This window comes from Thermocatellispora tengchongensis (genome assembly GCF_014202315.1).
Classification (GTDB): Bacteria; Actinomycetota; Actinomycetes; order Streptosporangiales; family Streptosporangiaceae; genus Thermocatellispora; species Thermocatellispora tengchongensis.
Map to the genome: position 1 here is coordinate 162,370 of NZ_JACHGN010000020.1, position 25,945 is coordinate 188,314.

The window sequence follows — 25,945 nt, forward strand, 5'->3', positions numbered from 1 at the left end:
GTCAACCGGGGAAACCCGCCGATCAGGGGCGGCAGCGGACACCCGATCCTGTTTCGGCCCTGTGAGCAGCAGGTTTCGAACCGGTGAAGAAACGGGTCTTGACGCCGTCCGACGCCCGGAGGACCCTCGGGTGCGGAGAGCGCTCTCCGAATCCCCGCCGCCCCGCGCGGCGGACACCCCCCGCTTCCAGGAGAGGTCGTGCATCCAACTCGCAGTACAGGCCGGTTCCGGTCGGGCCTGGTCCTCGTCGTTCTGGCGGGCCTGGTCATCTCCGGTCTGGCGTTCACCAGCCCGGCGCGGGCGGCCGACGCCCTGCTGTCACAGGGCAAGCAGGCGACGGCCTCGTCGTCGGAAGGAGCCGCCTACAGCGCGGCGGCGGCGGTAGACGGCGACCTGACGGGCACCCGGTGGGCCAGCTCGTGGGCGGACCCGCAGTGGCTCCAGGTCGACCTCGGGGCCACCGCCACGATCTCGCGCGTCGTCCTGGTCTGGGAAGCCGCGTACGGCAAGGCGTTCCGGATCCAGACCTCCGGTGACGGCAGGACGTGGACGGACGTCTACTCGACCACGACCGGCGCCGGCGGCACCCAGACCCTCGACGTGAGCGGCACCGGCCGCTACGTCCGCATGTACGGCACCGCGCGCGCCACCGGCTACGGCTACTCGCTGTGGGAGTTCCAGGTCTACGGCCCCGGGGAGGAGCCGGACGACCCCGGCGGCCCGGACTCCGGCACCTGGACCGAGGTCTGGAGGGATGACTTCACCGGCCCGGAGGGCACCTCCCCCTCGGCGGAGAACTGGATCCTGCGCACCGGCACCTCCTACCCCGGCGGCCCCGCGAACTGGGGCACCGGCGAGGTCGAGACCATGAGCGACTCCACCGCCAACGTATTCCTCGACGGCGACGGCAACCTGAACATCAAGGCGATCCGGGACGCGGCCGGGAACTGGACCTCCGGCCGGATCGAGACCCGGCGCACCGACTTCGAGCCCAGGCCGGGCGAGATGCTGAAGTTCAGCGCCCGGCTCAAGCAGCCCGACGTCGCCAACGCCATGGGCTACTGGCCCGGCTTCCGGGCGACCGGCGCCGCCTACCGCGGCGACCACACCAACTGGCCGGGCGTCGGCGAGACCGACATCATGACCGGCGTCAACGGCCGCGGCCAACTGGCCAACACCCTGCACTGCGGCACCGCCCCCGACGGGGTGTGCAACGAGTACACCGGCCGCAGCAGCGGATTCGCCACCTGCGCCGGCTGTCAGACCGGCTACCACGAGTACACGCAGATCATCGACCGGACCAGGACCGACGAGGAGATCCGCTTCTACCTGGACGGCAAGCAGACCTGGGTGGTACGGCAGAGCCAGGTCGGCGTGGCCGCCTGGAAGGCGGCGGTGCACCACGGCTTCTACCTCCGCCTCGACCTGGCCATCGGCGGCTCGCTGCCGAACGCCGTCGCGGGCTTCACCACGCCGACGCCCGCCACCACCTCCGGCGGCGTGCTGAGCGTGGACCGGGTCACGGTCGCCCGGCAGACCGGCACCGTCCCCGCCGCCATGACCGACCCGCCCGTCCCCGCCGGGCCGAGCACCGTCAGGGTGACCGGCTCCCAGGGGAACTGGCGGCTGGAGGTGAACGGCGCGCCGTACGAGATCAGGGGGCTGACCTACGGCCCGCCGCAGGCCGCCGCCGACGGCTACATGCGCGACCTGAAGGCGATGGGCGTCAACACGATCCGCACCTGGGGAGTGGACGACACCCACACCCCGGCGCTGCTGGACACGGCCGCGCGGCATGGCATCAAGGTCATCGTCGGGCACTGGCTCAACCAGGGCGCCGACTACGTGAACGACACCGCCTACAAGACCAGCGTGAAGAACGAGATCGTGGCCCGGGTCAACGCGCTGAAGAACCGCCAGGGCGTGCTGATGTGGGACGTCGGCAACGAGGTCATCCTCACCATGCAGGACCACGGCCTTCCGGCCGACGTGGTCGAGCAGCGGCGGGTGGCGTACGCGAAGTTCGTCAACGAGGTGGCCGAGGCGATCCACGCCGCCGACCCGAACCACCCGGTCACCTCGACCGACGCCTACACCCACGCCTGGACCTACTACAAGGCGCACACCCCCGCCCTCGACCTGCTCGCCGTCAACTCCTACGGCGCGATCCACACCGTCAAGGACGACTGGATCAAGGGCGGCCACACCAGGCCGTACATCGTCACCGAGGCGGGGCCGGACGGCGAGTGGGAGGTGCCGGACGACGTCAACGGCGTCCCGGACGAACCGGACGACCTGGAGAAGCGGGAGATGTACCGGGCGAGCTGGAACGCCATCCGCGGGCACACCGGTGTGGCCCTGGGCGCCACCCAGTTCCACTACGGCCTGGAGAACGACTTCGGCGGCGTCTGGCTGAACATCGTCCCCGGAGGCTGGCGGCGGCACGGCTACCACGCGCTCAAGGAGGCCTACTCCGGCCAGGAGCCGGCGAACACGCCGCCCGAGATCACCGCCATGAGGGTCGGCTCCCAGACCGCCGTCCCGGCCGGCGGGACCTTCACCGTCGAGGCGGACGTCACCGACCCGGACGGCGACCCGGTCCGCTACAACCTGATGTTCAGCGACAAGCACATCACCGGCAACCGCGGCCTGAGCCACGTGAGGTTCACCCAGACCGGCCCCGGGACGTTCTCGGTGACCGCGCCCGAGCGGATGGGCGTGTGGAAGGTCTACGTCTACGCCTTCGACGGACACGGCAACGTCGGCATCGAGCAGCGCTCCTTCCGCGTGGTGCCACCGGCCGTCCAGGGGACCAACGTGGCACGCGGCAAGCCGACCACCGCATCCACCCACCAGGCGACCGGCGACGGCGGCCCGTTCACCCCCGACCGGGCCACCGACGGCAGCTTCACCTCCCGCTGGGCCAGCGAGTGGGCCGACCCCCAGTGGATCCAGGTGGACCTCGGCGAGGTCACTCCGGTCAGGCACGTCCAGCTCGGCTGGGAGGCCGCCTACGCCAGGGCCTACCGGCTCCGGATCTCGGCCAACGGCACGGACTGGACCACCGTGCACGAGACCACCGCGGGCGACGGCGGCTTCGACGGCATCGACCTGAACGCCTCCGCCCGGTACGTCCGGCTCGACCTCACCCAGCGAGGCACGGCGTACGGCTACTCGCTGTGGGAGTTCGGCGTCTACCGCTGAAGCCTCCGCATGTCACCCTGCGACAGAAGTGGACGACCATGAGAATCAGACGAACAGGGACCGCGCTCGCGGTCCTGGCCGGCCTGCTGGCCGTGCCCGTGGCCGGCGTTCCGGCGCACGCCCGCGCCGAGTGCGGGGCCGCGAACGCCGCGCTGGGCAGGCCCGCCACGGCCTCCTCCGCCGAGGGCGCCGCCTTCTCGGCCGGGAACGCCTTCGACGGGAACACCGGCACCCGCTGGTCCAGCGCCTTCAGCGACCCGCAGTGGATCCAGGTCGACCTCGGCTCGGTGAAGGAGATCTGCGCGGTCGAGCTGAGCTGGGAGGCCGCCTACGGCCGGGACTTCACCATCCAGGCGTCGGCCGACGGCGCCGCCTGGACCACCCTGAAGACGGTCACCGGCGCCACCGGCGGCACCGCCTCCTACGAGGTGGCCGGCTCCGGCCGCTACCTGCGCGTCCACGGCACCGCCCGCGGCACCGGCTACGGCTACTCACTGTGGGAGATCGGCGTGCGCACCGGCGGCGGCGACGGCGGAGGGCAACTGCCCGGCGGCGGTGACCTCGGCCCCAACGTGAAGATCTTCGACCCGTCCATGCCGGCGGCCGCGATCCAGGCCCAGATCGACCAGATCTTCACCCAGCAGGAGGCCGCCCAGTTCGGCACCGGCCGCTACGCGCTGATGTTCAAGCCCGGAAGCTACGACGTCAACGTCAACACCGGCTTCTACACCTCGGTCCACGGTCTCGGCCGCGATCCCGGCGCCGTCACCGTCAAGGGCGTGAGCGTGGACGCGGGCTGGTTCAACGGCAACGCCACGCAGAACTTCTGGCGCTCCACCGAGAACCTGTCGGTGGCGCCCTACGACGGCACCAACCGGTGGGCGGTCTCCCAGGCCGCGCCGTTCCGCCGCATGCACATCAAGGGCTCGCTCAACCTGGCGCCGTCCGGATACGGCTGGGCGTCCGGCGGCTACATCGCCGACAGCAAGATCGACGGCCAGGTCGGGCCGTACTCGCAGCAGCAGTGGTACACCCGAGACAGCAGCGTCGGAGGCTGGATCAACAGCGTCTGGAACATGACCTTCTCCGGCGTGGAGGGGGCTCCCCCCACCGGCTTCCCCGAGCCGCGCTACACCACGCTGGACACCACCCCGATCAGCCGGGAGAAGCCGTACCTGTTCCTGGACGGCGGTGACTACAAGGTGTTCGTGCCGGCCAAGCGCACCTCCGCCCGCGGCGTGAGCTGGGCGAACGGCTCCACTCCCGGCACGTCCATCCCGCTCGCCGGCTTCTACGTCGCCAAGCCGGGCGTCACGGCCGAGACCCTGAACCGGGCGCTCGCCCAGGGCCTGCACCTGCTGTTCACCCCGGGCATCTACCACCTCGACCGGACGATCGAGGTCGATCGCGCCGGCACCATCGTCATGGGCCTCGGCCTGGCGACGCTGGTCCCGGAGGGCGGGATCACCGCGATGAGGGTGGCCGACGTGGACGGGGTGAGGCTGGCCGGCCTGCTCATCGACGCCGGAACGGTCAACTCGCAGACCCTCCTGGAGATCGGCAGGCAGGGCGTGCACACCGACCACTCCGCCGACCCCATCAGCGTGCAGGACGTGTTCATCCGGATCGGCGGCCAGTTCGCCGGGAAGGCCACCAGCAGCATGGTGGTGCACAGCGATGACACGATCATCGACCACACCTGGATCTGGCGCGCCGATCACGGCGACGGCGTCGGCTGGAACGTCAACACCGCCGACTACGGCCTGCGGGTCCACGGCGACGACGTGCTGGCCACGGGCCTGTTCGTGGAGCACTTCCGCAAGTACAACGTGGAGTGGTTCGGCGAGCGCGGACGGACGATCTTCTTCCAGAACGAGTTGCCCTACGACCCGCCGAACCAGGCCGCGTACATGAACGGCACCGTCAAGGGCTGGGCCGCCTACAAGGTGGACGACTCCGTCGATGCGCACGAGGGCTGGGGCATGGGCAGCTACTGCGTCTTCACCAGCGACCCCGGTATCGAGGTGGACCGGGGCTTCGAGACCCCGGTGAAGCCGGGCGTGAGGTTCCACAGCCTCCTGGTCGTCTCCCTCGGCGGCAAGGGCCGCTACAACCACGTCATCAACGACACCGGCGCCCCGGCGTACGGCGTCGAGACCATCCCGTCCATGGTCGTCTCCTATCCCTGACCCGCCTGACGCGCGCCCGCGCCGGGGGTGCCGCCCCCGGCGCGGGCCGCAGGGCCGGAGGCGGGCCTCAGGGCCGGAGGCCGGCCGCGGCCCGCCATCCCGCCCGCTCGGGCACCACGCCGTCCTCGCCCTCCGGTTCGTCCCGGCGCCCGCCGCGGGCGAAGAAGTCGGCGAGCGGCAGTGTGGCGGCGCCGACCGTGACGGCGTCGGGGCCGAGCCGCCCCGGCTCGATCACGACCCGCTCGGCCGGGTGCCGCAACGCGTAGGAGGTCGCGTGCCGCCGCACGGAGTCCATGATGTACGGCGCGAGCTGCAACCCGGCCCAGCCGCCGAGGAGGATGCGCTCGGGGTTGCACAGGTTGATCAGGTCGGACAGGCCCGCGCCCAGGTATTCGGCCGTCTCCTCCAGGACGGCCACGGCCACCGGGTCGGGCGCGACGCCGGGATCGTCCGGGTACGCGGCGGCGATCAGGGCGGTGAGCGCCGTCTCCTCGTCGGCGCCCGGGTCGAGCCGCGCGCCGGCCTCGCGCCAGCGCTGGATCAGCGCCTCGGCCCCGGCGTACGCCTCCAGGCAGCCCAGCGCGCCGCAGCGGCAGCGCCGGCCGCGCACGTGGACGGTGGTGTGCCCCCACTCCGACGCGCTGCTGTGCGTACCCTCCAGGACGGTCCCCCCGATGACGACGCACGCGCCGACGCCGGACCCGAACAAGACGATGGCCGCGTCGCTCACCCCCCTCCCTCCGCCGAACCACATCTCGGCCCGGCCGAGGGTCTTGGCGCCGTTCTCGATGAACAGGCGCGCCCCGTCGGGGAGGGCGACCGCGGAGCGCAGCAGCGCCTCCAGGGGGACGGCGTCCCAGCCGAAGGTCTGCCCGTGCACCACCGCGCCGCCGGGGGAGCCGCGGTCCACGATGCCGGGGACGCCGACGCCGACGCCGAGGAGCGGGCCGGCCGGGACGTCCGCGCGGGCGAGGACGTCCGCCACGCCCTCGCTGATGTGCCGGACGACCGAGGCGACGTCGCGGCCTCCCCGCTCCAGGGGGTGCTCGCAGCGTGCGAGCTCGGTGAGGCCGAGGTCGAACAGCTCGACCCTGACCCGGGTCTCGCCGACGTCTACGCCGATCAGGTGGGCCCAGCCGGGGGAGACGCGCAGGAGGTTGCGCGGGCGGCCCCCGTCGGAGCCGACCGTGCCGGCGTCCTCCACCAGTTCCTCGCTGACCAGCTCGGCCACGATGGTGCTGATCGAGCCCGAGCTCAGCCCGGTGGCCGGGCCCAGCGCCTGCCGGCTCATCGGACCGTTGAAATACAACTGTTGCAGCACGGCCCTGCGGCTGTTGCGCCGCAGGTCGCGGACGGTCTGTCTGTTCGGCTTGGCCATGGGGCTCCTTTCCGTAGCGAAACCTATCGCCGTACCGGCCCTTGACGCCAACTTTGCTCAGGTATTAACTCATGCCTTGAATTAAGTCGCGAAGAACTTGATGCGCAGCTCCACAGGTTGCCGCCACCCCCCACAGGACTCCCGGAAAGGGACCACCCGCCATGCACAGAATGCGAGCCGCAGCAGCCGCCGTCGCTCTCACCGCCCTCGCCGCCACCGCCGCCTGCGGGGGCGGCACCCCCACCGGCGGCGGGGCGGGCGACGAGTCACCGAAGACGCTGACCTACTGGGCGTCCAACCAGGGGCCGAGCATCGAGGCGGACAAGGAGATCCTCACGCCCGAGCTGAAGAAGTTCGAGCAGCAGACCGGGATCAAGGTGGAGCTGGAGGTCGTGCCCTGGGCGGACCTGCTCAACCGGATCCTGGCCGCCACCACCTCCGGCCAGGGACCGGACGTTCTCAACATCGGCAACACCTGGTCGGCGTCCCTGCAGGCCACCGGCGCCCTGCTGCCCTGGGACGCGCAGAACTTCGCCAAGATCGGCGGCAGGGACCGGTTCGTGGAGTCGGCCCTCGCCTCCGCCGGCGCCCCCGGCAAGGACCCGGCCGCGGTGCCGCTGTACTCCATGGCGTACGCGCTCTACTACAACAAGAAGATGTTCGCGGACGCGGGGATCGGCAAGCCGCCCGCGACCTGGGACGAACTGGTCGCCGCGGGCAAGACCCTGTCCAAGGACGGCAAGTGGGCCCTCGGCGTGGAGGGTTCGAACCTGTCCAACAACATCCACCAGGTCTTCGTCCTCGCCAAGCAGCACGGCGCCGACTTCTTCGACGCCTCCGGCGAGCCCGACTTCACCTCCGACGGCGCCGTAGCGGCCGTGAAGCAGTACGTCGGCTTCATGGCCGAGCACAAGATCGTCGCCCCGGGCAACGCCGAGTACGCCCAGAACCAGTCGCTGCAGGACTTCGCCAACGACAAGACCGCCATGATCCTGTGGCAGACGGCCGCCACCACCCTCGCGTCCCACGGTATGAAGCCGGACGAGTGGGGCATCGCCCCCGTCCCGGTCCCCTCCGGCACCCCCGGCACCGGCCAGAACGTCAACTCCATGGTCGCCGGCATCAACATGGCCGTCTTCAAGAACACCGACAACCTCGACGGCGCGCTGCGGTTCGTGAAGTTCATGACCAGCGACGAGGAGCAGAAGATCCTCAACAAGACCTACGGCTCCATCCCGCCGGTCAAGTCCGCCCAGCAGGACCCGGCGTTCGACAGCCCCGACCTCGCCGTGCTGCGCGACACCCTCGCCACCAGCGCCGCCCCGCTCCCGCAGGTCCCCGCCGAGTCGCAGTTCGAGACCGCGGTCGGCACCGCCGTCAAGGAGCTCTTCGCCGACGCCGCCGCCGGGCGCCCCATCACCACCGAGCTGGTCAGGGAGCGGCTGACCAAGGCCCAGCAGCAGATGCCGTGAGCGGCTCGGAGATGACCATCGCCACCGAGGGCCACGCCCCGCCGGCCCGCCCCGCGCGGCCCGGCGGGGCCGGCGGGCGGCGCGGCGGGGCGCCCCGCCTGCCCGCGCGGCTGCGCCGCCTCGGCCTGCCGTACCTGCTGTTGCTCCCCGCCGTGCTGCTGGAGCTCCTCGTCCACCTCGTGCCGATGCTCATCGGCATCATGATGAGCTTCAAGGAGCTGACCCAGTTCTACATCCGCGACTGGGGCTCGGCCCCCTGGCGCGGGCTGGAGAACTACCGCGTCTCGATCGACCTCAACGCGCCCGTCGGCCAGGACCTGCTCAACTCCTTCCTCGTCACCTGCGCCTTCAGCCTCCTGGCGGTCGGCCTGTGCTGGCTCCTCGGGACCACGGCCGCGATCTTCATGCAGGAGGACTTCCGGGGCCGCGGCCTGCTGCGCGCCGTCTTCCTCACCCCGTACGCGCTGCCCGTCTACGCCGCGGTGATCACCTGGGCGTTCATGTTCCAGCGGGACAACGGCATGGTCAACCACGTCCTGCACGACCAGCTCGGGCTGACCGGCGAGCGTCCCTTCTGGCTGCTGGGCGGCAACAGCTTCGCCGCGCTCGCCGTCGTCGCCGTGTGGAAGACCTGGCCGTTCGCGTTCCTGATCGTCATGGCCGCCCTGCAGAACATCCCCCGCGAGCTGTACGAGGCCGCCTCGATCGACGGAGCCGGGATCTGGCAGCAGATCCGGAAGATCACCCTGCCGTCGCTGCGCCCGATCAACCAGGTCCTCGTCCTGGTGCTGTTCCTGTGGACGTTCAACGACTTCAACACGCCGTACCTGCTGTTCGGGGAGGCGGCGCCGGCGTCCGCGAACCTGATCTCGGTGCACATCTACCAGTCCTCGTTCGTCACCTGGAACTTCGGCACGGGATCGGCCATGTCGGTCCTGCTGCTGCTGTTCCTGCTCGTGGTGACGGCCGCCTACCTCCTGGCCACCTCACGCGGAAGGAAGACCGCCGATGTCTAGCCCGGCCTCCGCGCGGCGCTCGCCGTCCGCGCCTCCCCGGTCCTTCCTGTGGGCCCGCCGCGTGTTCCTGACCCTGCTGGCCGGGTTCGTGCTGCTGCCGGTGTACGTCATGGTCAGCAGCTCCCTCAAGCCGCTCCAGGACGTATCGGGCCGGTTCCGCTGGCTGCCCAGCGGCCTGACGATCCGCCCGTACTTCGATATCTGGCAGACCGTCCCGCTCGCCCGCTACTTCGCGAACTCCCTGATCGTGGCGGGTGCGGCCACGGTCTGCTCGGTGGCCATCGCGGTCTTCGCGGCCTACGCGGTCAGCCGCTACCGCTTCCCCGGCAAGCGGATCTTCACCGTCACCGTCCTGTCCACCCAGATGTTCCCGGGCATCCTCTTCCTGCTGCCGCTGTTCCTGATCTACGTCAACATCGGGAACGCGACCGGGATCGCGCTGTACGGCTCGCGCGGGGGCCTCATCCTGACCTACCTCACCTTCTCGCTGCCCTTCTCCATCTGGATGCTGATCGGGTACTTCGAGTCGATCCCGCGCGCGCTGGACGAGGCGGCGGCCGTCGACGGGTCCGGGCCCGTCGGCACGCTCTTCCGGATCGTCATCCCCGCCGCGATCCCCGGGATCGTCGCCGTCGCCGTCTACGCGTTCATGACCGCGTGGGGCGAGGTGCTGTTCGCCTCCATCATGACCAACGACACCACCCGGACGCTCTCCGTCGGCCTGCAGGGATACGCCACGCAGAACGACGTCTACTGGAACCAGGTCATGGCCGCCTCGCTGGTCGTCAGCGTGCCGGTCGTCGCCGGGTTCCTCCTCCTGCAGCGCTACCTGGTCACCGGGCTCACCGCCGGTGCCGTCAAGTGACGCCCGCGCCCCCTCTCGAAAGGACCGCCGTGACCCAGCCCATCGACCTCACCGCCCTGCCCCGGGACTTCACCTGGGGCGTGGCCACCTCGGCGTACCAGATCGAGGGAGCCGTGGCGGAGGACGGCCGATCCCCGTCGATCTGGGACACCTTCTGCCGCATCCCCGGCAAGATCGACAACGGTGACACCGGCGACGTGGCCTGCGACCACTATCGCCGCTGGCCGGAGGACATCGCCCTGATGAGGGAGCTCGGCGTCGGCTCCTACCGGTTCTCCGTCGCCTGGCCGCGCGTCGTCCCCGGCGGTGACGGCGCGGTCAACCGGCGGGGCCTGGACTTCTACTCCCGGCTCGTGGACGCCCTCCTGGAGGCCGGGATCACCCCGAACGTCACCCTCTACCACTGGGACCTGCCGCAGAACCTCCAGGAACGCGGCGGCTGGCCCGCCCGCGAGACCGCCGAGCGCTTCGCCGCCTACGCCGCGATCGTCGCCGGCGCCCTCGGCGACCGGGTGCGGCAGTGGGCCACGCTCAACGAGCCGCTCTGCTCGGCCTGGATCGGCCATCTCGAAGGCACCATGGCCCCCGGCCTCACCGACGTCACCGCCGCGGTCCGCGCCTCCTACCACCTGCTGCTGGGCCACGGCCTGGCCGTCCAGGCCGTACGGGCCGCCGCGCCCGGCGCGCGGATCGGCATCGTCAACAACCTGTCCACGGTCGAGCCCGCCTCCGGCTCCGACGCCGACGCGGCCGCCGCCCGCCGCATGGACGGCCACACCAACCGCTGGTGGCTCGACCCCGTGCACGGCCGCGGATTCCCCGCCGACATGCGCGAGGTGTACGGCGTGGACCTGCCCGAACGCCCCGGCGACCTCGCCGCCATCGCCGAGCCCCTGGACTGGCTGGGCCTCAACTACTACTTCCCGGCCCTGATCGCCGACGACCCCGGCGGCCCGCCCCCCTTCGCCCGCCAGATCCGCCGGCCGGGCGCGCCCCGCACCGGGATGGACTGGGAGGTCGATCCCGGCGGCCTGGAGACGCTGCTCATGCGGCTCACCGACGAGTACGGCGCCCGCCGCATCTACGTCACCGAGAACGGCTCCGCCTACCCCGACACCGTCGCCTCCGACGGAACCGTCCACGACCCCGAACGCACCCGGTACCTGGAGGAACACCTGTCCGCCTGCGCCCGCGCGGCCCGCCGGGGCGCGCCCCTGGCCGGCTACTACGCCTGGTCGCTGCTGGACAACTTCGAATGGGCGTACGGCTACGACAAGCGGTTCGGCCTCGTCCACGTGGACTACGCCACCCAGCGCCGCACCATCAAGACCAGCGGCCGCCGCTACGCCGCCATCATCCGCGACCACCGCCTCCACGCCCGTGCCACACCCGCCCCGCCGGCCGAGCGCCTCGGCGCCCTCTAGGGACGCCGCACGCGGTCCCGGGGCGCCGGGCATCCTCCACTCGCCGTACGGCCCGGATGATGACGCGGCGGGGTCAGCGGGGCGCGGGCTTCTTGCGGGCGCGGCGGTCGGGCACGGGGGAGCGGCCGGCGGCGTGGTCGGCGAACGCGTCGGCGGCCTTGCCAGCGTCGCCGTCGCGCAGCAGCGAGACCAGGCGCCCGTGCTCGTCGGCCATCGCCCGCCAGTCACCCTCGAAGAGGGGGTCGGCGATGGCGCGCAGCGCGCGCAGGTTCGGTTCGAGGACCTCCCACATGCGGGTCAGGAACGGGTTTCCGGCGATCTGGACGACCCGGGTGTGGAAGGCGATGTCGGCGTCGCGGAACTTGCCGACGTCGTTGACCGCCACTGCCCGGTGCATCTGGTCCACCAGCTCCCCGAGCTCGCCGAGCTGCTCGTCGGTGATGCGTTCTGCGGCCATCGTGGCGGCCAGCCGTTCGAGCGGCTCGCGCACCTGGCGGGCGTGTTCGGCGTCCTGGGCGGAGATCTCGACGACGAAGTTGCCGCGCCGCGGCACGTGCACGAGCAGCCCTTCACGCGCGAGCTGCTTGACGGCTTCGCGAACCGGCGCTTGACTCACACCGAGGCGGCGTGCGATCTCCGACTCCACCACGCGGTCGTTCGGCGCGAGGTCGCCCTCGACGATGGCCTGGCGGAGCAGTTCGTACACCCGATCGGAGATCAGGGTGGGGCGAACCGAATCCTTGCTCGTGGCCAACCTGGAGGCGAAGTCACTCGCTTGCCGTGTCGATGCCATGTACTCCCCATCGTGCGCTGTCGCGTCCCCCCAGTAGATGATACGCGCTCATCGTTTAGCAGGTATCGATTGTGAATCGTTCAGGCGCCCGGCCAGCCATGCCAGCTTGACCACCTCGTGCTCGGGGCCGCCGCCCTCGTGGTCGTTGAACGGGTACACGCTGATGTGCTTGCCGGTCGCCGGCATCTCGCAGCGCGCTCCGTAGTGGTTGAACGCCGCGTACACGGTGGACGGCGGGCAGATGCGGTCCATCAGGCCGACCGAGAAGAGCGCCGGGGCCGTGGCCCGTCGGGCGAGGGTGGCGCCGTCGAAGTAGGACAGCGTGCGCATCACGGTGCCGGCGTGCCCGCGGTGGAGCTTGGCGTACCTGGTGATCTCCGCGTACGGCGGCTGGTCGGTGAACGTGGCGGCGCGCGGGAAGTCGCACAGGAACGGCACGTCGGGCATGACGGCCAGCAGGTCCGGGACGAGGCCGGCCACGGCGAGGGCGATGCCGCCGCCCTGGCTGGTGCCGGTGACCGCGACCTTGGACGCGTCCACCGCCGGGTGGGCGCGGATCGCCGCCACCGCGCGCACCGCGTCGGTGTACAGGCGGCGGTAGTAGTACCGCTCCGGGTCGAGCACGCCGCGGGTGAGGAAGCCGGGCGCCGCGACGTCGCCGGTCGCGGGGTGGGGGTCGGGCGTCTCGGTCCCCTGGCCGCGGGTGTCCATGACGAAGTGCGCGTAGCCGGCGCACGCCCACAGCCGCTTCTCGTGGGGCACGCCGCGCCCGCTGCCGTACCCCAGGTACTCCACGACGGCGGGCAGCGGGCCGGTCCTGGTCACCGGCAGGTGCAGCCATCCCCGGACGGGGTGGCCGCCGAAGCCGGCGAACGTGACGTCGAAGGTGTCGATCGTCGCCAGCCCGTTCGCCACCGGCTCGGCCGTCGTCGCCAGGCCGAAGCCGTCGTTCTCGGCGAGCGTCTTCGCCCAGAACGCGTCGAGATCCGCCGGCTCCGGCAGGGCCGGCAGGTACTGCTCGAGCCGGTCCTGGGGGAGGTCGAATTGCGCCATCGTCCACCAATCATCGCTTATCGATCAGAGCATCGAAGCAAGGGCTCCGGACCGTTGTCAACCGGAGCCGCCAGGCCGTAGACGCGCTCGGCGGTCGTGCGCAGCACGCGCAGGCGCTCGGCGTCGCTCAGCGCGGCCAGCCCGCGCCGCGCGAGCCGCAGCGACTCGCCCCGCGATCCCCGGGGCAGGCAGATCGGCCAGTCGGAGCCGATCACGCACCGGTCCGGGCCGAACGCCTCGGCCGCGTACGCGACCAGGTCTGCCACCCGCTCCTCCGGCACGCCGTGCTGCTGGGTGAGCAGGCCGGAGATCTTCATGATCACGTTCGGTACGCGGGCCGCCCGCCGCACCTGCTCGCGCCACTCGCCCGGGTCGGCGGTGCCGAGGTTCGCGGGGTTGCCGAGGTGGTCCACGATCACGGTCAGCGCGGGATGCCGGGCGGCGACCTCGGCGGCCACCCGGACGGCGGCGTGGTGGAGGTTGAGTCCGAGCGCCACGCCGAGACCGGCCAGCGTGGGGACGAGCGACCGGGCCGAGGGCGGCGTGGCGTCCCAGGACGCCCCGCCGAGGCGCATCCCGTTCGGGCGTGTCTGTGCCAGGAACTCCGCGAAGCGCGCCGGGCCGAGGCCGGCGCAGGAGTTGAGGTTGCCGACGTGGCCGGCGATCAGGTCCGGGTGGCGCAGGCGCAGGTCGCGCAGCAGCACGTTCTCGCCGCGGTCGCCGCGAGAGGACTCGACCAGGATGGTGCCGGTCAGCTCCAGGTCCGCGCCCGACTCGGCCAGGTCCTCGGCGGTGAACGTCCGGTGGTACGGCGTCCCCGGCCGGATCCAGGGATATCCGCCATCGAGATCCCACAGGTGGGCATGGCAGTCGATCACGTCGTCTCCACGGGGTTTCTCGTGTATTGACACACCGATTGGGGCTTATGAAGATTCTAGTCATCGGCTATCGATGAACGATTGGTGTTCGCATGCACATCTCACACCCGCCGGCAGTGCGGGCGAGCCGCGTCCTGACGTCCCCGCCACGGTGGGCGGGCCTGCAACGGGAGCTGTTCGCCGCTCAGGACAAGGCGTGGCGGATCTTCTCCGACCGCTACACCGAGGGCGACGGGCGGCTGGTGTTCCGCGACACGCTGGGGCAGGGGCTCGACGGCCGCGACGGCGTGGACGACTTCTACGAGGCGTTCTTCAACTGGCCGACCCTCTACCTGCTCGGCGGCAGCGCGGACGTGCTCGCCGCGGCGCGCCGGCACTGGCGGGGAGTCACCCGCCAGTTGACGGAGATGGGCATGCTCGTGGACGGGTTCGAGCGCGGCTACGACTGGTTCCACCAGGGCGAGGGCATGCTGCTGTTCTACGGGCTCTGCATGGCCGAACCGGACGACGGCGAGCTCAGGGAGCTCGCCGGGCGCTTCGCCGACCTCTACCTGCCCGGCGGACCCAACTACGACCCCGGGCACCGGATCATCCGGGCCCCGCACAACGGCGCCGCGGGGCCCCGCTGGGGCTTCAGCGACCACGACGTGTACTTCCCGTGGAGCCTGGCGCTGCGCCCGTACGGGCTGCCGCTCGACTGGATCGCCGAGGCCGCGCCCTTCGACGAGCTGGCCGCCGACCCCGAGCGGGCGCGCGCGTACGGCCGGGTCATGTGGGACCGCATGGGACGCGGCGACACGATCGTCAACCTGGCCGCGACCGGCCTCGTCACCAACGCCTACCTTCTCGGCGGCGACCCGCGCCACGCCGCGTGGGTGGTGGAGTACACCGGCGCCTGGCGGGAGCGCCTGGACGGCCGCGAGGTCGTGCCGGACAACGCCGGGACGCACGGGATCGTGGGGGAGCACCTGGACGGCCGTTGGTACGGCGGGCACTACGGCTGGTCGTGGCCGCACGGGCTGCCGCCGGTGGGCACCGCGGCGATCGTCGGCGCGGTCAACGCGACGCTGCTGACCGGCGACCGGTCGTACCTGGAGCTGGCGCGCAACCCCCTGGACGTGGTGCTCCGCCACGCCGCGCCGATGCGGCCCCGCGAGGTGTCCACGATCACCAAACGCTGGCGGCCCCACCTGCGCGGGCTGGAGGGCGAGCCGACCCTGCTGGCCCCGATGCGCCGCGACGACTCCGGCTGGTTCGACCACAACGTCATGCCGACGCAGTTGCCCGTCGCCCTGTGGCAGTTCAGCCGGGACCCCGCCGACCGGGAGCGCATCGACCGGCTGCGCGTGGGGTCGAGCTGGGACTGGACGGCGGTGCACACCCAGCGGACCAAGGAGGAGTCGGGCCACGAGGAGCCCTGGTACGAGTACCTCGCCGGCCGCAACCCCGGCTTCCCCGAGCGCATGCTGCAAAGCGCCATCGACACCTGCGCCGAGCGGGTCGAGTCGATCGAGAACGACCCGGTGGACCCGGCCGTCGGCCCCGACGCGTTCGGCATCCACGACTGGCAGGACCGCAACCCGGTCGTCACCGAGGCGCTCCTGCAACTGACCACCGGCTCCCCGCAGGTGCTCTACAACGGCGGCCTGGCCCAGATGCACGTGCGCCACTTCGACGCCGATCATCGCCGTCCCGGGCTGCCCCCCGGCGTGGCGGCGCTCGTCTCCGCCATCGACCCGGACCACACCGTGGTCGAGCTGGTCAACCTCGGCGCCGCGCCGTGCTCGCTCGTGGTGCAGGCCGGCGCGTTCGCCGAGCACCGCATCCACACCGTCCGCGCCGACGACGAGGCGCCCCGGCCGGTCGAGGGGCCGTACGTCGGCGTGCGGCTGCCGGGCGCGACGCAGGTGCGGCTGACGCTGACCATGACGCTCCGCGCCGGGAGACCCACCTACGCGGCCCCGCCGTGGGAGATCGCGCGATGACCGTCGTCCTGCCCCGGCTGGGCCTCGGCACCGCCCCCATCGGCAACCTCTTCCGCGAGGTGAGCGAGGAGGACGCCGCCGCCACGGTGGCCGCGGCCGCCCGCGAGGGCCTCACGTACTTCGACACCGCGCCGCGCTACGGCCACGGGCTGGCCGAGGACCGGCTCGGCCGGGCCATCGAGACCGCGGGCGTCGCCGAGCCGGTGATCTCGACCAAGGCCGGCTGGCTGCTGCGGCCGGGGGAGCGGGTCGTGACCGACTGGACCGAGCGCGGCATCCGCGAGTCGCTGGAGTCGAGCCTGCGGCGGCTGCGCCGCCCGGCCGTCGACATCCTGTACCTGCACGACCCGGACGACTTCGCCGACGAGGTCCGCCGTACCGGCTATCCCGCGGCGCGCAGGCTCCGCGAGGAAGGTCTGGCCGGGGCCGTCGGATTCGGTATGAACCACTGCGAACCGCTGGCGGCGTACGTGGCCGAGTTCGAGGTGGACGTGGTCCTCATCGCCGGACGGTTCTCGCTGCTCGACCACGACGCGCTGACGACCCTGCTGCCGCTGTGCCTGAAGACCGGCACGGCGGTGGTCGTGGGCGGGGTGTTCAACACCGGCCTGCTGGCCGACCCCCGTCCCGGCGCCATGTTCCACTATCGCGAGGCACCCGCCGGCGTTCTCGCCCGCGCGCAGCGGTGCCGCGCGGTCTGCGCCGAGTTCGGGGTTCCGCTCGCGGCGGCGGCGATCCGGTTCCCCTACCTGCATCCGGCCGTACGCTCCGTCGTGGTCGGCTGCCGGTCGGCGGACGAGGTGAGCCGGAACGCGGAGTCGGCGCGGACGGAGATCCCGCCGGAGCTGTGGCACCGCCTCGCCGAGGAGGGCTTCGTCCCGCCGGAACTGCTGGAGGCGTAGAAGACCCGCCGGGCGGCCACGCGTCGCCCGGCGGGTCTTGCGTCCGGGGCCCGTCAGCCCGCGTCGCGGGCGGCGAGGTACTCCTCCAGGCCGGCCCCGGTCAGCGGGTAGTAGTCGGACAGCCGGCCGCCCTCGTCCAGACGGCGGCGGGCGAACTCCTCGCGGTCCTGGTGCAGCAGGGAGTCCTCGGCCAGCGCCAGGGCGCTGCGCTGCGGCACGACGACCGCCCCGTCCTCGTCGGCGACGATGAGATCGCCGGGTGTCACCAGCGCGCCGCCCACCCCGACCGGGACGTTGAAGGCCGAGGGGAACAGCTCCGTCTGCGAGGCGTAGTGCGGCGTCACGCCGGTGCACCAGATCGGCACGCCCAGGGCGCGCACCCGCGCGGCGTCGCGCACCCGGCCGTCGACCACGATGCCCGCGCCGCCGCGCAGCTTGAAGTAGCGGACCAGCATGTCGCCGAGGCAGCCGGTGAAGTGGCTGGCCTGGGCCGACACGACGAGCACGTCGCCCGGCCTGATCGACTCCAGCACCGCCCACAGCGCGGTCTTGCGCTCGGCGTCCTCCTGCTCGCCGCCGGAGAAGACGTCCTCGCGCTGCGGCAGGAACTGCAGCGTCACCGCGCCCCCGGTGATCCGCACGTCGGGCTCCCGGTGCAGCGGCACGGGGCCGTCGATGAAGGTGCGGGTGATGCCCATCTGGTGGAGCTTGGCGCAGGCGGTGGCCGCGCTCACGCCGGCGAGCGCCTCCACCATGCGAGCGGCCGGCCGGACGAAGGGCGAGGACTGCGCCGGCCCCAGCATCGTCTCGTACGTCTCCGTCCCTCTCTCTGGTTCCGTCCCCGTCTCTGGCTCCGTCTCCGGCTCCGTCTCCGCGCCGTGCCCGTTCGTGTTCATTCGATGCCTCACCCAACAACGTCGACAATTATCGCCTATCGATGGTAGATGTAACTGCCGACCGGCGAGGGCTGTCAACCGTGGGAGGAGACGCCAGTGTCAGCTAGGTCGACCCAGTGGTTCGAGGCGGCGCGGTTCGGATTGTTCGTCCACTTCGAGCTCTACAGCCTCGCCGCCCGGCACGAGTGGGTGCGCAGCCGCGAGGCGATGCCGGACGCCGACTACGACCGCTACCTGGAGCGGTTCGATCCCGATCTGTTCGACGCCGCGGCGCTGGCCAGGGCGGCGCGCGACGCCGGGATGCGTTACGCGGTGCTGACCGCCAAGCACCACGACGGCTTCTGCCTGTTCGATTCCGAGCTGACCGGCTACACCTCGGCCCGGGTGGCCGGGCGGGACCTGGTGGCCGAGTTCGCCGAGGCGATGCGGGCGGAGGGGCTGCGGGTGGGCCTGTACTACTCGCTGCTGGACTGGCGGCACCCCGACTTCACCATCGACCGCTACCACCCGCTGCGCGACAGCGTGCCGCCGGAGGAGGCCGCCGGGCGCGACATGGCGCGCTACCGCGCGTACATGCACGGGCAGGTGCGGGAGCTGCTCACCGGCTACGGCCCCATCGACCTGCTGTTCTTCGACTTCACGTACGCGGAGAAGGGGCCCGCCGACTGGGGCGCGGAGGAGCTGATGGCGATGGTCCGCGACCTCCAGCCGCGGATCATCGTCAACGACCGCCTCGGCATCCCGGGCGACTACGTCACGCCGGAGCAGTACCAGCCCGACCGGCCGCTCACCAGGGACGGCGCCGAGGTCATGTGGGAGGCGTGCCACACGCTCAACGGCTCGTGGGGGTACGACCGCGACAACCACGACTACAAGGATCCGGCCCTGCTGGTGCGGATGCTCGTGCAGTCGGTCGCCTGCGGCGGCAATCTGCTGCTCAACGTCGGGCCCACGGGACGGGGCGCGCTGGAGCCGCGGGCCGCGCACACGCTGCGCGCGATCGGCGCGTGGACGTCCCTGCACGCGCGGACCGTGCACGGCGCCGGTCCGAGCGCGTTCGAGGCCCCGCCGAACACCCTCTACACCCAGCGGGGCGACCGCCTCTACCTCCACCTGCTCACCTGGCCGCTCAAGCACGTCCACCTGCCCGGCCTCGCCGGGCGCGTACGGTACGCGCAACTGCTGCACGACGGCTCGGAGGTGCGCTTCCACGAGCTGGACGGCGGCGACCACGAGCACAACAACCTCGCCCCGCCCGGCCGGCCGCCGGGGACGCTCACCCTGACCCTGCCCGTCGTCCAGCCGGAGGTGACGCTCCCGGTGGTCGAGCTGGTGTTGCGCGACGAGGGGCGCTGACGTCGCCGGGCGGGGCGCACGAAATGGCTCTTGAACAAGTGAGGTCGGCGAAATAACATCGCCTATCGATAGGCGTTAGACGCTAGGAATTCGGCGTGGCGCCCGGAGAGGACGGCGGATGAGGTCCACGCAGATCTCCGCCGGTGTCAGCGCCGCCACCGCCTCGCCGGCGACACGACCCTGAGCCGGTGCGGGTCACGGAGCGAGTCCGAGGACGACAACTCGATCATCTGTCCGATCTACGCGACGCAAGGAACGAAAAAGAGGCACATGAACAGGTGGCGATTGCTGGCGGCCGCGGCGACGGCCCTGGTGTTATCGGCGACGACGGCGTGTGGCGGCGCCGGCGGCACAGGCGGCGAGCCCGGAAAGACCACGCTGCGCATGATCGTCAATATCACCCCCAACCTCACGGAACAGTTCTGGACCGGGCTGTTCGACCTCTACGAGGCCAAGAACCCGGGCGTGACGGTGCAACTGGAGCTCACCGGCACGATCGAGGCGGAGGCCAAGCTGCGGCAGGACCTGGCCGCCGGCGACCCGCCGGACATCGCGCAGCACGTGGTGCCCACCCCGGAGACGGCCGAGCTCTTCGTCGACCTGTCCGGGGAGGCGTGGGCGGCCAAGACCCCGCTGTACGAGGAGTACGCCATCGGCGGCAAGCACTACGTCGTCGGTGTCGGCGAACAGATCCAGTCGCTGGTCTTCTACAACAAGAAGGCCTTCGCCGAAGCCGGCGTGGATGCCACGAAGATCCGCACGATCGCCCAGTTCGAAGAGGCGATGGGCAAGCTCAAGAAGGCCGGCTACGTGCCGTTGCAGACGGCCGGCCAGTGGGTCACCGGGGCGCAGTTCACCATGCTCGCCGATGCCGGTGTGCTCACCGCGGACCCCGAGTGGACGGTCAAACGCAAGAAGGGCCAGACGACGTTCGCCGGCAGCGGCTACATGCGCTACTACCAGCTGTACGAGTCGTGGCTCGACAAGGGGTTCATCGACAAGAGCTCGCTCGGGCTCCAGTACCCCGACGGCCAGGCCGCCTTCCTCAAGGGCGACTCGGCCATGTACATCATGGGCTCGTACTTCGTGCCGGCGGCGGACGATGCGGGCAAGAGCGACGACATCGGGGTCTTCCCGGTGCCGTCCGACGGCGCCTACCCGCCCGGCCAGTTCGGCAACATGGCGCAGCCGTACACGGTGGTCGGCCAGTCCGAGAACCGGGAGGCGGCGATCGACCTGGTCGAGTGGCTGGTGACCGACGAGGAAGCCATCAAGATCCAGCTCGCGGCCGACGGCAACCTGCGCAAGGGGTTCGCCTACGACGTCTCCAGCCTCGGAGACGGCGTGCAGGCGATCCTCGACGAGGCGCCGTTCGTGATCGTCAAGCAGGGCGAGCGCCAGCCGGTTCAGGGCTACGCCGAGGAACTGAACACGCGGATCCAGTCCCTGTTCACGGGCTCCTCGGCCGGTGACGTCGCGACGAAGCTGGATCAGTGGTGGGACTCGCAGGGCTGAGCGCGGACCCGGTGCGGACGCCCGCACCGGGTCCCGAATCCGGCCGCCGGACGCCCACCGGCCGGCGCCGCCGCTTCCGTGGCGCGGCGGTGAGCGCGGGCATGCTCGCCCCGGCCGTCGTGGTGTACACCGTCATGACCATCGTCCCGGTCATCGTCGCGGTGTACCTGAGCCTCACCGACTGGAACGGCTTCTCGACGGCGACGTTCATCGGCCTGGAGAACTACGCGCGCCTGTTCGACGACCCCGACACCACCCGGGCCGGGCTGGTGACCTTGGTGGTGGCCTTCTTCGGGGCCGTGGGGATGCTCGGGCTCGGCCTGGTCTACGCCCTGCAGCTCAAGGAGAGGCGCTGGTCCAACTCCTTCTTCCGTACGCTCGCGTACTACCCGCACGTCATCAGCGCGCTCATCCTGGGCTTTCTGTGGAGCGCCATCCTCGGCACCAACGGCGCGATCAACAACACCCTCCGCGATCTCGGGATCGGCCCCGTCGGCTTCCTCTTCGACGAGAACCTGGCCGTGATCACCCTGGTGGGCGTCATCGTGTGGGCGGGATTCGGCTTCAACGTGGTGTTGTTCGTCGCCGGCCTGCAGACCGTGCCGCGCGAGCTCATCGAGGCCGCGCAGATCGACGGCGCGTCACAGCGGCAGATCAACCGCCGGATCGTCATCCCGATGATCTCACCGGTGGTCACCGTGGCCATGGTGCTCAACCTCGTCGGACTGATCAAGGTGTACGACATCGTCGTCAGCCTCACCGACGGCGGTCCGGCCGGGTCCACCGAGACCATCGCCTACTTGATCCTCAGCCGGTCGTTCGCCGGCACGGACGTCGGGTTCGCCACCGCCCAGGCCGTGGGGCTGATGGTGGTGTCCGCGGCGCTCTCGGTCGTCGTCACCGCCCTGCGGAACCGGCAGGACCGGGCGGCGGCGAGCTAGCCACCCCAGGAGCACCCATGAGCCTGAACATCTTCGGCGGCGCCGCCCGCGCCGTCCGGCCGGCGTCGCAGCCGCCGGCCGACACACCGGCCGATGCACATGCCGATACACCGGCCGATCCGCCTGCGGGGCAGCAGGCCGACGCGCCGCGGGCCAGGCGCCGGCGCCCGTCGCCGATCCGCATCGCGCTGCTGACGCTGCTGTTCGTCGTCATGACGGCGCCGGTCTACCTTCTGCTGGTCAACAGCTTCAAGTCGCAGCAGGACATCCAGAACAGCCCGTTCTCGTTGCCGCTGACCAGGATCTCGCTGGAGTACCTCGAAGCCGCGATCCACAGCCCGCAGTACAACGTGCTGCGGAGTTACGGCTTCACGCTCCTTCTGGTCGTGTCCGTCGACATCCTGTGCATCCTGTTCGCCGGACCGGCCGCCTACGTGATCGCGCGCAGCCTCAAGCGGCGCACCCAGATCCTGTTGCTGTTCTTCCTCGCCGGCACCTTCATCCCCTCGGCGGCCCTCATCGTGCCGCTGATCTACGTGCTGCGCGCCATCGGGCTGGGGAACACCGTGACCGGGCTGATCCTGCACGACGTCGCCATGACGCTGCCGGTGAGCATCTTCCTGTTCGTCGGCTTCATCCGCACCGTCCCCCGGGACATCGACCACGCCGCCGCGATCGACGGAGCCGGCCGGCTGCGAACGTACTGGCAGGTCATCTTCCCCCTGACGCGCCCGGCCGTCGTCACGGTGCTGATCCTCAACTCCATCGGCATCTGGAACGACTTCATCAGCCCGCAGATCCTGTTGAGCCCCGGGTCCGGCAACTACACGGTCACCACCGCCATCTACGCCGGCATCAGCCAGTACTCGACCGACATGACCAAGGTCTTCCCCAACCTCCTGCTGGCCGTGGCACCGGTGATCATCTTCTTCATCTACATGCAGCGTCACATCATCAGCGGGCTGACGGTCGGCGCGATCAAGGGCTGAGACGCCCCGGCCGCCGGACTCCACCTCCCACCCGGCTCATCCCGACCCCGTACCGACCCCGGAAAGGCGGGAATCGTCTCCATGAAACGACGGCTGCGAGCCACATTGGTGGCTTGCCTCCTCCTCGCGGCAACGCCCGCGGTGGCGCAGGCCGAGACCGCGTCAGGGCAACCCGGAGCGGTGCTCTATGTCGCGCCCGACGGGAACGACTCGAACAAAGGGACGAGAGGCAAACCCCTTCGCACGCTCGAAGGGGCCAGGGACGCGATCAGGGAACTGAAGGCCCGCCGTGGCCTGCCCCCCAGGGGAGTGACCGTCTACCTGCGGGAAGGGACCTACGAACGCACCGCGTCGTTCGCCCTGGACCGGCAGGACTCCGGCACGGCCAAGGCGCCGGTCGTCTACCGCTCCTACCCCGGGGAGACCGCCCGGCTCACCGGCGGACGGCGGTTGGACCACGACAGCTTCACCCCCGTGACCGACGACGCCGTGCTGCGGCGGATCATCGACGAGCCGGCGCGCGGCAAGGTCCTCCAGGCCGACCTGGCGGCCCTGGGCATCACCGACTACGGGCAGCAGAGCCGCCACGGTTACTGGAAGGCCAACGACGTCAGCCTCGTGCCGCCCATGGAGCTCTACGTGGCGGGCCAGGGCATGACCCTCGCCCGGTGGCCGAACCGCGGCACGGTCCAGATGGGCGAGATCATCGACGCCGGGCCCACCGTGAAGGACCCCGACCTGCAGGATCGCGGCGGCACGTTCGGCTACACCTACGACCGGCCGCGGTACTGGACCCAGGCCGAGGACATCTGGCTGGACGGCATCTTCGGCTACAGCTGGGAGTGGTCGTACAACAAGATCGCCTCGATCGACACCGAGGCGAAGCGGATCACCCTGCGGTACGGCGAGATGTCCGGGCTCATGAAGACCTGGTACCCCGACTTCCATTTCGCCACGAACCTGCTGGAGGAGCTCGACGCGCCGGGCGAGTACTACATCGACCGCAAGAAGGGCGTGCTGTACCTGGTGCCCAACGCCGCCTTCCGCGGCAGGCAGGGCGACGTCACCGTCACCATGCTCAAGGAGCCGATGATCCGGGCCACCAACGTCTCGCACGTCTCCTTCAGGGAACTGGTGATGGAGTACGGGCGGAGCCTGCCCGCCGTCATCCTCGGCGGCAACGACGTCACCATCGAGCGCAGCGACATCCAGAACTTCGCCGACGGCGGCGTGTACATCAACTCGTCGGGCCGGTACGTCTACGACGGCATCCCGGACAAGGGGAAGGGCCGGAACCACGCCGTCGTGTCCTCCACCATCCGCCACGTCGGCGGCGTGGGCGTCGTCCTCAACGGCGGCGACGAGAAGACCCTGGAGCCGGGCGGCAACCGCGTGGAGAATTCCCACATCCACGACTTCGCCTACTACCACAAGGCATACAACCCGGGCGTGATGTTCGACGGCGTGGGAAACCAGGCTCGCGGCAACGAGATTCACGACGCGCCGCACCCGGGCATCATCGTCCACGGGAACGATCACTTGATCGAGTACAACGAGATCTACGACATCTGCAAGGACTTCCAGGACCTCGGCGCCATCTACATGAACGCCGGCATGACGCCGCACGAGCGGGGCACCGTGATCCGGCGCAACTACTTCCACCACATCGGCGAAGGACGGGGCGGTGTCGAGGGCGTCTACGCGGACAACCTCACGATGGGCCTGACCATCGACGAGAACGTCTTCTACCGGATGGGCAACGACGCCATCAAGAGCGGCTCCGGTGACCACATCAAGGCCAGGAACAACATCTTCGTCGACACCCACGTCCCCTACGACAACTACGAGATGTGGATGGGCGACCAGCCGGGCAACACGGTGGACAAGAACTACATGCCGGCCTGGAAGAAGCTGTTCGAGGAGAACAACGGGTTCGTCGGCACGCCGTACGCGAAGAAGTATCCCGAGCTGCTGACCTTCTTCGAGGAGAACCACTACTACCCGGCGAACAACTTCTTCGAGCGGAACCTGGTCTGGAACCCCGAGGTCGGCAGGGCCGCGAGCGTGAACGAGCACGGCGCGCGAGACGTCAAGAACCTGCTCAACTACGCCGGCAACTGGGTCGCGGATCGAAACCCCGGATTCGCCGACTGGAAGGCCGGAGACTTCTCCCTGACCGAGGACGCCGAGGTCTTCGACCGCATTCCCGGATTCACGGCCATCCCGTTCGACCGGATCGGCACCCAAGGCAAGATCGGGCTGCCCCACGGGCCGGACCACATCGAGCTGACGGGCCTCCACCTTCCCGATGACAAGCTCACCGTCCAGCTCGGCCGGACCGTGTCCTTCCCCGCCGAGCCGGTGCCGTGGAACGCCACGGACCAGGCGGTGACGTACACGAGCGGCGACACCTCGGTCGCCACCGTCGACGGCGACGGCTCGATCACCGCGCTGGCACCGGGCGAGACGACCATCTCGGTGGTGTCCAAGGCCGATCCGAAGATCGCCGACGAGGCCACCGTCACCGTGGCCGAGGGTGACGGCATCATGCACGCCACCGATTTCGAGTCCGGCGGCAACGGCTGGCCCGTGGACCCCAACCGCAGCATCGTGGCCGACGGCTCCGGCAACCACTGGTACCGGATCGTCAACGGCGCCAACGGGCTGCTCGACCGCACCTTCACCGACTACGCGCTGGACTACCGGCTCAAGACCCCGGCGCAGGTGCCCGACGGCGCCGTCCTGATCATGTACGACCGCCACACCCCGACCGGCAGCGGCTACGTCCGCTACCGGCACGCGCAGAGCGGACCGGTCTGGACTCTCTACGACTCCCAATGGCGGACGTTGCGCGAGGTCGTCCTGCCGGCAGAGCGCGGCCTGAAACCGGACACGGTCTACGACCTGCGAATGGTCGTCCGTGGCCCGTCCATCAGCGTCTACGTCAACGACGAACTCGTCATCGAGGGCGACAACCCCACGCACAACCCGTCCGGCAGAGTCGGGTTCTATACGTCGGGCTTCGCCCGCCTCGACTTCGACGACGTCACCTTCTCCCTCCCTCGGACACCCTGACCACAACCGGGCCG

The 25,945-nt window shown here is 70.7% G+C and carries 18 protein-coding genes; 13 read left to right on the forward strand and 5 right to left on the reverse strand.

Going from position 1 to position 25,945, the window contains the following annotated elements; genetic code table 11:
- Positions 1-198: 198 nt before the first annotated feature.
- Both HNP84_RS37650 and HNP84_RS37655 read left to right on the forward strand, forming a co-directional pair.
- Positions 199-3,204 (forward strand): discoidin domain-containing protein, encoded by a 3,006-nt coding sequence (locus tag HNP84_RS37650; RefSeq protein ID WP_185054797.1) that lies wholly within the window; start codon positions 199-201, stop codon positions 3,202-3,204.
- Between the two features lie 38 nt (positions 3,205-3,242).
- The gene (locus HNP84_RS37655; protein WP_185054798.1) at positions 3,243-5,393 is read left to right on the forward strand and encodes a discoidin domain-containing protein; all 2,151 of its coding nucleotides are present in this window, start codon (positions 3,243-3,245) and stop codon (positions 5,391-5,393) included.
- 67 nt (positions 5,394-5,460) lie between these two features.
- On the opposite strand, the gene HNP84_RS37660 is transcribed toward HNP84_RS37655, so the two are convergent.
- Complete coding sequence (locus HNP84_RS37660; RefSeq protein ID WP_185054799.1) at positions 5,461-6,771, reverse strand: ROK family transcriptional regulator; 1,311 nt, start codon at positions 6,769-6,771, stop codon at positions 5,461-5,463.
- Between the two features lie 161 nt (positions 6,772-6,932).
- Between HNP84_RS37660 and HNP84_RS37665 the strand changes: the two genes are divergently transcribed.
- Genes HNP84_RS37665 through HNP84_RS37680 form a run of 4 tightly spaced genes read left to right on the forward strand, consistent with a single transcriptional unit; the run spans position 6,933 to position 11,548 of the window.
- Positions 6,933-8,243, forward strand: coding sequence for an ABC transporter substrate-binding protein (locus HNP84_RS37665; protein WP_185054800.1), 1,311 nt, complete (start codon positions 6,933-6,935; stop codon positions 8,241-8,243).
- Complete coding sequence (locus tag HNP84_RS37670) at positions 8,240-9,259, forward strand: carbohydrate ABC transporter permease (protein WP_312926649.1); 1,020 nt, start codon at positions 8,240-8,242, stop codon at positions 9,257-9,259. The genes HNP84_RS37665 and HNP84_RS37670 overlap by 4 nt, the downstream gene beginning before the upstream one ends.
- A complete protein-coding gene (locus HNP84_RS37675) occupies positions 9,252-10,124 on the forward strand; it encodes a carbohydrate ABC transporter permease (RefSeq protein ID WP_185054801.1) in 873 nt (290 codons plus the stop codon). Before HNP84_RS37670 ends, HNP84_RS37675 begins: the two co-directional genes overlap by 8 nt.
- A gap of 29 nt (positions 10,125-10,153) precedes the next feature.
- Positions 10,154-11,548 (forward strand): GH1 family beta-glucosidase, encoded by a 1,395-nt coding sequence (locus HNP84_RS37680; RefSeq protein WP_185054802.1) that lies wholly within the window; start codon positions 10,154-10,156, stop codon positions 11,546-11,548.
- A gap of 73 nt (positions 11,549-11,621) precedes the next feature.
- Here HNP84_RS37680 and HNP84_RS37685 read toward each other — a convergent pair whose 3' ends face one another.
- The 3 genes from HNP84_RS37685 to HNP84_RS37695 form a co-directional block, all read right to left on the reverse strand.
- Positions 11,622-12,254 carry a GntR family transcriptional regulator gene (locus HNP84_RS37685; RefSeq protein WP_221337251.1) on the reverse strand — a complete coding sequence of 211 codons (633 nt, stop codon included), beginning with the start codon at positions 12,252-12,254 and terminating at the stop codon, positions 11,622-11,624.
- A gap of 135 nt (positions 12,255-12,389) precedes the next feature.
- Positions 12,390-13,394: an acetylxylan esterase gene (locus tag HNP84_RS37690; RefSeq protein ID WP_185054804.1), complete on the reverse strand. Its 1,005-nt coding sequence runs from the start codon at positions 13,392-13,394 to the stop codon at positions 12,390-12,392.
- A 17-nt stretch (positions 13,395-13,411) separates the two neighbouring features.
- Complete coding sequence (locus HNP84_RS37695) at positions 13,412-14,272, reverse strand: amidohydrolase family protein (RefSeq protein WP_185054805.1); 861 nt, start codon at positions 14,270-14,272, stop codon at positions 13,412-13,414.
- A gap of 92 nt (positions 14,273-14,364) precedes the next feature.
- On the opposite strand from HNP84_RS37695, the gene HNP84_RS37700 reads away from it, so the two are divergent.
- A complete protein-coding gene (locus tag HNP84_RS37700; RefSeq protein WP_185054806.1) occupies positions 14,365-16,257 on the forward strand; it encodes a DUF8034 domain-containing protein in 1,893 nt (630 codons plus the stop codon).
- Positions 16,254-17,159 carry an aldo/keto reductase gene (locus tag HNP84_RS37705; protein WP_185054807.1) on the forward strand — a complete coding sequence of 302 codons (906 nt, stop codon included), beginning with the start codon at positions 16,254-16,256 and terminating at the stop codon, positions 17,157-17,159. Before HNP84_RS37700 ends, HNP84_RS37705 begins: the two co-directional genes overlap by 4 nt.
- Positions 17,160-17,212: 53 nt before the next feature.
- On the opposite strand, the gene HNP84_RS37710 is transcribed toward HNP84_RS37705, so the two are convergent.
- Positions 17,213-17,962, reverse strand: a complete 750-nt coding sequence (locus tag HNP84_RS37710; protein ID WP_185054808.1) for an RraA family protein — start codon at positions 17,960-17,962, stop codon at positions 17,213-17,215.
- Positions 17,963-18,151: 189 nt separating this feature from the next.
- Here HNP84_RS37710 and HNP84_RS37715 point away from each other — a divergent pair, with 189 nt between their 5' ends.
- From HNP84_RS37715 to HNP84_RS37735, 5 genes are all read left to right on the forward strand, one after another.
- Complete coding sequence (locus HNP84_RS37715) at positions 18,152-19,411, forward strand: alpha-L-fucosidase (RefSeq protein ID WP_185054809.1); 1,260 nt, start codon at positions 18,152-18,154, stop codon at positions 19,409-19,411.
- A 270-nt stretch (positions 19,412-19,681) separates the two neighbouring features.
- Positions 19,682-20,926, forward strand: coding sequence for an ABC transporter substrate-binding protein (locus HNP84_RS37720; RefSeq protein ID WP_185054810.1), 1,245 nt, complete (start codon positions 19,682-19,684; stop codon positions 20,924-20,926).
- The gene (locus HNP84_RS37725; RefSeq protein WP_221337252.1) at positions 20,905-21,867 is read left to right on the forward strand and encodes a carbohydrate ABC transporter permease; all 963 of its coding nucleotides are present in this window, start codon (positions 20,905-20,907) and stop codon (positions 21,865-21,867) included. The genes HNP84_RS37720 and HNP84_RS37725 overlap by 22 nt, the downstream gene beginning before the upstream one ends.
- Positions 21,868-21,884: 17 nt before the next feature.
- Positions 21,885-22,856 carry a carbohydrate ABC transporter permease gene (locus tag HNP84_RS37730; protein WP_185054811.1) on the forward strand — a complete coding sequence of 324 codons (972 nt, stop codon included), beginning with the start codon at positions 21,885-21,887 and terminating at the stop codon, positions 22,854-22,856.
- A 309-nt stretch (positions 22,857-23,165) separates the two neighbouring features.
- Positions 23,166-25,931 carry an Ig-like domain-containing protein gene (locus HNP84_RS37735; protein ID WP_221337253.1) on the forward strand — a complete coding sequence of 922 codons (2,766 nt, stop codon included), beginning with the start codon at positions 23,166-23,168 and terminating at the stop codon, positions 25,929-25,931.
- Positions 25,932-25,945: the final 14 nt, after the last annotated feature.